The following is an 8,433-nucleotide window of genomic DNA, read 5'->3' as shown; positions in this document are numbered from 1 at the left end:
CGGCGAAGCGGGCGGGCAGGTGCAGCATGGCGGCGTCTCTTGGCGGAAACTCTGCCAGTCTACCGCATCGTTCGCTTCGCCGCCCCTCGCTCTCACATCACCCGTCAGAAATGGCTAAACTCAAGCTTAGAACAAGCTCCCCTGCTCGTCCTCGTCGCTGGACAGCGGCTTTTTCGCCTGACGCTTGCTTTCCTTGACCGGCGCCGGCTCGGGCTGAGAGAGAGATTCCATCAGGCCCGGATCGTCGTTCTCGACCTTGTTCACGCGGCTCGAAACGGGCACCATGTCGAGCCAGTCGTCGGGACAGGGGCGCACGAGGCGCATCACGTCGGCACGCTCGTCGCGCACATCGAGCCATGCAGCGATGTCGTCGTCTGAGAGGATCACCGGCATGCGGTCGTGCACGGCGGAGAGGGTGCCGTTGGCATCGGTGGTCACGATGGCGGCGGTGTCGATCTCGGCTCCGTCCGGGCTGCTGTAGGTCTCCCACAAGCCCGCCAGCGGCATGGGCTTGCGGCTGCGCGGGCGGATCAGAAATGGCGTCTTCTCCCGTCCCTCTCGCCGCCATTCATAAAACCCGTCGGCGAGAAAGATGCAGCGCCGGCGCTTCAACGCCGCCTTGAAGGTCGGTTTGGTTTGCAGCGTCTCGCCGCGTGCGTTGATGACGAGGGGAAAATCCTTCGGGTCCTTCACCCAGGACGGCAGGAAGCCCCAGCGCACCAGCATGAAGTGCCGCTCGCCCCGGTCCTCCAGCACGATCGGGACGGGCTGCGTGGGAGCCACGTTGTAGCGCGCAGGAAAGTTCGGCTGTTCGGAATAGCCGAAGAAGTCCCGATAGGTGTCGGGAGGGAGTGTGATCGCATAGCGCCCGCACATGATGATTTCCTCTCGCTTCTGTTATTCGCCACTGTCATTCCGGGGCGGCCCATTGGAGCCGAGCCCGGAATCCATAAACATGACGTTCACCGAGTAAGATACCTGGGATGCCGCCGTGATCCATTCCGAACCGTTAGCGGTTGTGGATTCCGGGCTCTCGCTCCGCTCGCCGCGGAATGACAGTCTTGCGCACTTACAGCCACCGCTTCCAGCGGAAGAAGAGATAGGGCAGCACGGCGGCGAGCACCATGAGGGTGATCGCCCAGGGATAGCCGAATTTCCAGTCGAGCTCCGGCATGATCTTGAAGTTCATACCGTAGAGCGACGAGACCAGGGTCGGCGGCAGAAAGATCACCGACATGACCGAGAAGATCTTGATGATGTCATTCTGCTCCATGGTGACGAAGCCGAGCGTTGCATCGAGCAGGAACTGAACCTTGCTGGAAAGAAAGGTCGCATGCTCCTCGATGGATTGCACGTCGCGAAGTGCCGTGCGCCATTCGGACTGGTAGCCCGCCGTCTTCTGCGGCCGCGGCATGCTGGCGGACAGGAAGAGCAGCATGCGTTCCACCGACACCATGCTCTCGCGCACGTTGGAGATGATGTCGCCCTTGCGGCCGATGGATCTCAAGGCAACCCGGTAGGAGGCCGCCCGGCGCGCGCCCTGCTTCTCGTTCTCGAAGATCGCCTGCGACAGGCGATCGATGCGCGAGCCGACGGTTCCGAGAATTTCGGCCGCGCGATCGATGATCGTCTCGATGAGGCCGTCGAGCACGGCCTCGGGTCGATGCCGGCATCCGCCCGGCTTCACGGCGCGCGCCATGAACATGCTGAACGAGCGCGGCTCGCCGTAGCGAACGGTCACGAGGGCCCGCTCGGTGAGAATGAACGAGACATCGATGAGTTTCGGATTATCCGTATCCGAACTGCACAGAACGCGCGCCGTCATGTAGCGCGCGTTGTTCTCGTTGTAGAGGATCTCCGACGGCTCGATATCCGCCATCTCTTCCTTGGTCGGGATCTCGATATTGAGATGAGCCTCGACGAGCCTGTCCTCCTCCTTGGTCGGATCGATCAGGTCGATCCACAGGGCATCATGGGAGATCGGCTCACCCGGCGGGAGAACATGGCGGTCGAGGGATTCACCTATCGGGCCTTTCACCTGCGCCGGCCTGTGGATCAAAATCATCTGCGTTCTCGCCCCTTGGAAGTCACATCATTTCAGGTCGATGCAGATCTTGTAATCCCACGGAACCTCCATGTCATTCCCAGCCGCAGCGCAGCGGAAGGAAAGAGAATCCACGACCGAGCACAACGTCATGATCCCCTGACCAACCTATGGCTGGACAACATCTGCCACGTCATCACCGGCCTCGTGCCGGTGATCTCGGTCCGTTGGGCGCGGCGCTTCACAGAAGCGGGATAGCCGGCACAAGGCCGGCCATGACGTGGGAGAGTATCATTCCCGGCCGAAGTGAAGACGATCCACTTAACGCAGGGATGACAGGGGCGGCGTGTCGTCCGGCACGAAGAAATCGGGCGCGAGGGGCTGGCTCGGGTCGACCCGGTATTTTTCGAAATCGGTCACGCCCTCGCCATGCAGAAAGACATCGTCGATAAGGAAGTGGCCCGAGAAGCTCCGCGCGGGCTTCCGGAAAACGGCATAGGCCGCATCGGCCAGGATCTCCGGAGTCCGGCTCGCCTGCACGAGCGCATCGCCGCCGAGCAGGTTCCTGACCGCGCTGGTGGCGATGGTCGTGCGCGGCCAGAGCGCGTTGACGGCAATCCCTCTGCCCCGCAACTCGCCGGCGAGTCCCAGAACGCAGAGGCTCATGCCGTATTTGGCCAGCGAATAGGCCAGATGCGGCGCAAACCACTTCTCGCTCATGTCGAGGGGCGGCGAGAGCATGAGGATGTGCGGATTCTCGGCCTTCTCCAGATGCGGAATGGCATATTTCGAGACCATGTAGGTGCCGCGCGTGTTGATCTGGTGCATCAGATCGAAGCGCTTCATGTCGGTCTGCGGCGTCGGCGTGAGATTGATGGCGCTCGCGTTGTTGACCACGACGTCGAGGCCGCCGAAGGTCGCGACCGTTTTTTCGATCGCGCCCTTCACCGCCTCCTCGTCGCGCACGTCGACCACGAGCGGCAGCGCCTTGCCGCCTGCCGCCTCGATTTCTTCCGCCGCCGTGTAGATCGTGCCGGGCAGCTTCGGATGGGGCTCGGCGGTCTTGGCCGCGATGACCACGTTCGCGCCGTCCTTGGCGGCGCGAAGGCCGATGGCGAGGCCGATGCCGCGCGAGGCGCCGGTGATGAAGAGGGTTTTACCTTTGAGACTCATGGGATCAGCTCGCCAGCGCCAGGGTTGCATCCTGCAGGAAACCTGCACCGCTCATGACCGTATCCTCCAGGCCTTTCGCCCCTACGGCGATGTTCTCGGCAAAGAAGCGGCAGAGCGCGATGCGGCCGGCATGGGCCGGATCCGCATCGCCGGCGGCTGCCTGCGCGTTCGCCGCGAGCGCCATCTCGGCGAGGGCAGCGCCGCCCTGCGCCAGCGCGAAGAGCCTCAAGTATGGCGTTGCGCCGGCCAGCGCCTCGCCCTGCACATTGGACGAGACCGCTTGCAGCAGGAAGCCCGTCGCCCGGTCGAGGCTCTCGATGGCATCGCGCAGGCGCGGCGCAGTGGCGCCGAAGGCGGGTGTGCTCTCCTTCAGCAGGCGCGCGACCGTAGCGCGCATGGAAGCGATCTGCGCCCGAACGGTTTCACCGCCGGAGAGCGGCAGCTTGCGAACGACGAGGTCGATGGCCTGGATGCCGTTGGTGCCCTCGTAGATCGGCGCGATGCGCGCATCGCGGAAGTGCTGCGCGGCGCCCGTCTCCTCGATGAAGCCCATGCCGCCATGGACCTGCACGCCGAGCGAGGCGACCTCCACGCCGATATCGGTCGAGAAGGCCTTTGCGACGGGAGTCAAAAGGGAGGCACGCTCGTTGGCCTTCTTGCGGCGCGCGGGATCTTCTTCGAGATGAGCGCGGTCGATGGCCTCCGCCGTCATGTAACAGATCGCGCGCGCCGCAGCGGTCAGCGCTTTCATGGTGAGCAGGTTGCGCTGCACGTCCGGATGCACGGCAATCGGGCTCATGCCCTCCGCCGCCCCGATAGCACGGCCCTGCCTGCGCTCGTTCGCGTAGGCCAGTGCCTGCTGATAGGCGCGCTCGGCGATCGCCACGCCCTGCAGGCCGACCGCGAGGCGGGCGTTGTTCATCATCGTGAACATGCAGGCGAGACCGCGATTCTCCTCGCCGACGAGCCAGCCGATGGCGCCGCCGTTGTCGCCGAAGATCATCGTGCAGGTGGGCGAGGCATGGATGCCGAGCTTGTGCTCGATGGAATGGCAGCGCACGTCGTTGCGCGTGCCGTCGCTCAAGAACTTCGGCACCAGGAACAGCGAGATGCCGCGCGTGCCGGCCGGCGCATCGGGCAGGCGCGCGAGCACGAGGTGGACGATGTTGTCGGTGAGATCGTGCTCGCCGTAGGTGATGAAGATCTTCTGGCCCGTGATGCGATAGATGCCGTCACCCGAGGGCTCGGCACGGGAGCGGATCGCCGCGAGATCCGAGCCGGCCTGCGGCTCCGTGAGATTCATGGTCGCCGTCCATTCGCCGGAGACGAGCTTTTCGAGATAGCGGCTCTTCAGGTCGTCCGACGCGTGAGCGATGAGCGCTTCAATGGCCCCCATGGTCAGGATTGGGCCGATGCCGAAGGCCATGGAGGCGGAGTTCCACATCTCGACGCAGGCGGAATTGAGCAGGGTCGGCAGGCCCTGCCCGCCATAATCCACCGGGCCGGGCAACGCGTTCCATCCGGCCCCGGTCCAGGCCTTGTAGGCCTGTTTCCAGCCTGGCGCGGTGGTCACCACGCCGTCCTTGAGGGTCGCGCCGTGCTTGTCGCCCTCGCGGTTGAGGGGAGCGATCACGTCGTTGGCGAAGCGGCCCGCCTCTTCCAGGATCGTCTGGCTCAGATCGGCGGAGAGGTCGCCATAGACACCATCGGCCATGGCACGGTCGAGGCCTGCCACATGGCGCATGGTAAAGACGATATCCGAGACAGGCGCACGGTAGGTCATCAGCGTTTCCTCTCAAATACGGAGCTTTTCATGTTGACGCGTGTTCTCGCGCCGTTAAACCCGCCCGGCAAGGGCAAATGCAGACAGGCAAATGCCCATTGGTCAGAGGATAGTTTAGACGTGAACGATCACGGGTCAATGCGCCAAACGGAGCGTCTGGCGGCCGATGCGACGGGCCTTGCCCAGGCGGCGGCCGTCCTGCTGCGCGGCGGCCTCGTGGCTTTTCCGACCGAGACGGTCTACGGCCTCGGCGCCGATGCGACCGATGCGGAAGCGGTGGCCCGGATCTATGCCGCCAAGGAGCGCCCGAGCTTCAACCCCCTGATCGCTCATGTGGACAGCTTCCGGACGGCTCGAAACCAGGGCCTGTTCGATGAGACGGCCACGCGTCTGGCGGAGGCCTTTTGGCCCGGTCCCCTGACCCTCGTGGTGCCGGTTGCTCCCACTTGCACGATCTCCGATCTCGCCCGCGCCGGCCTCGACAGCATCGGCCTGCGGGTCCCGGCTCATCCCCTTGCCCATGCGCTTCTCGAACGGACCGGCCGGCCGGTGGCCGCACCCTCGGCCAACCGCTCGGGGCGCGTGAGCCCGACCGATGCGGACCATGTTCTGGGGGATCTCGATGGACGCATCGATGCGGTACTCGACGGGGGCGCATCACAGGTCGGCGTCGAATCGACCATCGTCTCCTGTCTCGGCGGCACGCCACGCCTGCTCCGGCCGGGCGGCGTGGCGCGTGAAGCTATCGAAGCGCTGATCGGTGCAAAGCTCGAAACAGCCTCGGAGACAGGGTCCAACCCGCTGGCTCCCGGCATGCTGGCCTCCCACTACGCGCCGCGGGCGCAGGTGCGCTTGGACGCGACGAGAGTCCAGTCGAGCGAGGCCGTGCTCTTATTCGGCGCCGCGTCTCTTCCGGGAGCGGAAACGGCACGCCTCACACTGAACCTCAGCAACAACGGCGACCTCGTGGAGGCCGCCGCTCATCTGTTTTCCTATCTCAGGCAACTCGACGCGTCGGGCGCTGCGACCATTGCGGTGAGCCCCATTCCGGAAACCGGCCTGGGAGAAGCCATCAACGACCGCCTGAGGCGCGCCGCAGCGGAGCGGTGATCCGCCCTAGAGTCCAGCATTAAACGACACTGACCTCATCCTGGGGAGCTCGCGCCGCGACCCCTCCTCGGAGTCTGGCTCATAAAGCGCGGGCAGGCTCCGCGGGCCTCGGGCTTGCCAGAGACCTGCTTTAATCTGCCGCCGGTCGAAAAGGCAGAAGCACAGCGCGAACTCTCCTCCCCTTGTGGGGAGGAGTGGGAGGTGGGGGTATCGGCGCCGGATCTTGATAGGCTATCGCTCGCACCCCCACCCAGGCCCTCCCCACAAGGGGGAGGGGAAAACCCGCGCCTTACGAGCCAGCCTCTGAGGAGAGCTCTTCGGATTTGGGTTCTTTTGGATCTCTTACTTCGCAGCGAGCTTCGCGGCGATCTGGGCGACATGCCTGCCCTGGAAGCGGGCGCCGTCGAGATCGATCTCGCTCGGCTGGCGCGAGCCGTCGCCGGCCGCGATGGTCGAGGCGCCGTAGGGCGAGCCGCCACGGATCTGGTCGACACCCATCTGGCCCTGGAAGGAGTAAGGCAGGCCGACGACCACCATGCCGTGATGCAGGAGCACCGGCAGCGTGGTGAGGATGGTGGCCTCCTGGCCGCCGTGCTGGGTGGCCGTGGAGGTGAAGACCGAGCCGACCTTGCCGATGAGCTTTCCCTGCGCCCACAGACCGCCGGTCTGGTCGAGGAAGTTCTTCATCTGCGCCGTCATGGTGCCGTAGCGGGTCGGCGTGCCGATGATGATGGCGTCGTATTCAGGCAGCTCCTCGACGGTCGCGATGGGAGCCTTCTGGTCGGTCTTGTAATGGGCGGCCTGAGCCACCTCGGTCGGGACGAGTTCCGGCACGCGCTTCACCACGACCTCGGCGCCGGTCTCGCGGGCCCCTTCGGCAGCGGCGTAAGCCATCTGCTCGATGTGCCCCCAGGACGAATAATACAGAACCAGAACCTTGGTCATGTGAACTCCGATCAGTTGAAAATGGGACGCAGAGCGGCCGACTTCCGGCCTCGCATTGCCTCGGGCTGGAAGAGCGTCGCTTGCTGTTGTTGGACGTGGTGGAGGATAATCTTTCCCTACTGCAAAACCAGTGTTAGATTTGCAGGGCCTCTCTTGCGCGAATGCAAACCAATGACCAGACAGCAGCATCTCGACTGGGACGATTTCAGGCTGGTGAAGATCATCGCCGAGGCCCACGGCCTTGCCGGTGCCGCCGAGCGGCTTGGCGTCAATCATTCGACGGTTTTCCGCAGGCTTGGCCAGATGGAGGACAATCTCGGAGTCAAGCTCTTCGAACGGCACCGGACGGGATATGTCCTCACGCCTGCCGGAGAAGAGATGTCGGCGCTCGCCGAGCAGATGGACGAGAACGTCACCACCTTCACGCGCAAGCTCGCCGGCCAGGCCGTGGCTCCCACCGGGGAGTTGCGCGTCACGACCAATGACACGCTCCTCGTCCACCTTCTGACCCCGATCTTCGCCCGCTTCATCACGGCCTGTCCCGAGATGCGGCTCGACGTGGTGCTCGCCAATCAGGCGCTCAATCTGTCAAAGCGCGACGCGGACGTGGCGATCCGCGCGACCGACGATCCGCCCGAGACCCTCGTCGGACGCCGTGTTGCGACGATTGCCTGGGCGATCTACGGCCGGGTGGCGGATTTTCCCGCTGTTCGGGCCCCAGGCGACATCAGCCTCGCCGATCTGTTCGACCGTCATTGGGTCGCGCTCGGCGACAATCTGGCGACCATGAAGGTCTCCCGTTTCGTGCGCGAGCACGTGACGCCGGAGAATGTCGTCTACAAGGTCAACACAGTGCTCGGCCTCTCCGAGGCCGTTCAGGCCGGAACCGGTATCGGTCCCCTGCCCTGTTTCATCGCGGATACGAATCCCGATCTCGTCCGACTGTCGGACATCAACCCGGATTTCTCGGCGGGCCTCTGGCTCCTGACGCATCCGGACCTGCGCCAGTCGGCGCGCGTGCGCGCCTTCATGGATTTCATGGCAGCCGAGATCGCCAAGCAGAAGAAATGGATCGAGGGAGCCGGGAAGAAAATTCCGGTCCTGGCTCCGGCGGTCTAGCGCATCGTGCGGAACCGGAGGTCTGCACCGGCGAAAAGTGGATCCAGTTTTCCGCGCGGGCGATGCGCCGACTCAGACGATGAGCATCGGATGAATCCCAAAAAGCGCAGCCTTTGTTGGGTCCGATGCTCTAGAGCGCGTTGACATTCATTTGGTCCAGATGAACGCGCTGACGAGGCAAAGGATTGACATAAACGCCCGTGGGGTCTGTTCGTAGCGCGTGGCGATGCGTCTGAAGTGCTTGATTTTCAGGAAGAAG

General features: G+C 64.3%; 7 protein-coding genes. 2 read left to right on the top strand and 5 right to left on the bottom strand.

Translation table 11 applies throughout. The annotated features are described in order from the left end of the window. Positions 1 to 126: 126 nt before the first annotated feature. The 4 genes from FS320_RS33180 to FS320_RS33165 all read right to left on the bottom strand — a co-directional run bounded on the left by FS320_RS33180 (position 127) and on the right by FS320_RS33165 (position 5,000). Positions 127 to 876, bottom strand: a complete 750-nt coding sequence (locus tag FS320_RS33180) for an SOS response-associated peptidase (protein ID WP_152716675.1) — start codon at positions 874 to 876, stop codon at positions 127 to 129. A gap of 193 nt (positions 877 to 1,069) precedes the next feature. Beyond that, the gene (locus FS320_RS33175) at positions 1,070 to 2,065 is read right to left on the bottom strand and encodes a magnesium transporter CorA family protein (protein ID WP_152716674.1); all 996 of its coding nucleotides are present in this window, start codon (positions 2,063 to 2,065) and stop codon (positions 1,070 to 1,072) included. A 300-nt stretch (positions 2,066 to 2,365) separates the two neighbouring features. Then, on the bottom strand, positions 2,366 to 3,217 hold the full coding sequence (locus FS320_RS33170) for an SDR family oxidoreductase (protein ID WP_152716673.1): 852 nt from the start codon (positions 3,215 to 3,217) through the stop codon (positions 2,366 to 2,368). 4 nt (positions 3,218 to 3,221) lie between these two features. Beyond that, entirely contained in the window at positions 3,222 to 5,000 is a 1,779-nt protein-coding gene (locus FS320_RS33165) for an acyl-CoA dehydrogenase family protein (protein WP_152716672.1), read from the bottom strand. A gap of 138 nt (positions 5,001 to 5,138) precedes the next feature. On the opposite strand from FS320_RS33165, the gene FS320_RS33160 reads away from it, so the two are divergent. Further along, complete coding sequence (locus tag FS320_RS33160) at positions 5,139 to 6,110, top strand: L-threonylcarbamoyladenylate synthase (protein ID WP_152716676.1); 972 nt, start codon at positions 5,139 to 5,141, stop codon at positions 6,108 to 6,110. Between the two features lie 342 nt (positions 6,111 to 6,452). Here the strand turns inward: FS320_RS33160 and wrbA are convergent, their stop codons facing one another. Next, positions 6,453 to 7,055 carry an NAD(P)H:quinone oxidoreductase gene (wrbA, locus tag FS320_RS33155; RefSeq protein WP_152716671.1) on the bottom strand — a complete coding sequence of 201 codons (603 nt, stop codon included), beginning with the start codon at positions 7,053 to 7,055 and terminating at the stop codon, positions 6,453 to 6,455. Between the two features lie 171 nt (positions 7,056 to 7,226). Here wrbA and FS320_RS33150 point away from each other — a divergent pair, with 171 nt between their 5' ends. Then, the gene (locus FS320_RS33150; RefSeq protein WP_152716670.1) at positions 7,227 to 8,174 is read left to right on the top strand and encodes a LysR family transcriptional regulator; all 948 of its coding nucleotides are present in this window, start codon (positions 7,227 to 7,229) and stop codon (positions 8,172 to 8,174) included. The last annotated feature ends 259 nt before the right edge of the window (positions 8,175 to 8,433 follow it).

It is taken from the genome of Microvirga tunisiensis (genome assembly GCF_009296175.1).
GTDB classification, from domain to species: Bacteria; Pseudomonadota; Alphaproteobacteria; order Rhizobiales; family Beijerinckiaceae; genus Microvirga; species Microvirga tunisiensis.
The sequence above is the reverse complement of the archived record's forward strand: the minus strand, read 5'-3'. Positions and strand labels throughout refer to the sequence as shown.

Excerpts from the sequence above, each read along its gene's own strand:
- FS320_RS33180 (WP_152716675.1), bottom strand. The coding sequence starts at position 876 with ATGTGCGGGCGCTATGCGATCACACTCCCTCCCGACACCTATCGGGAC.
- FS320_RS33175 (WP_152716674.1), bottom strand. The coding sequence starts at position 2,065 with ATGATTTTGATCCACAGGCCGGCGCAGGTGAAAGGCCCGATAGGTGAA.
- FS320_RS33170 (WP_152716673.1), bottom strand. The coding sequence starts at position 3,217 with ATGAGTCTCAAAGGTAAAACCCTCTTCATCACCGGCGCCTCGCGCGGC.
- FS320_RS33165 (WP_152716672.1), bottom strand. The coding sequence starts at position 5,000 with ATGACCTACCGTGCGCCTGTCTCGGATATCGTCTTTACCATGCGCCAT.
- FS320_RS33160 (WP_152716676.1), top strand. The coding sequence starts at position 5,139 with ATGCGCCAAACGGAGCGTCTGGCGGCCGATGCGACGGGCCTTGCCCAG.
- wrbA (WP_152716671.1), bottom strand. The coding sequence starts at position 7,055 with ATGACCAAGGTTCTGGTTCTGTATTATTCGTCCTGGGGGCACATCGAG.
- FS320_RS33150 (WP_152716670.1), top strand. The coding sequence starts at position 7,227 with ATGACCAGACAGCAGCATCTCGACTGGGACGATTTCAGGCTGGTGAAG.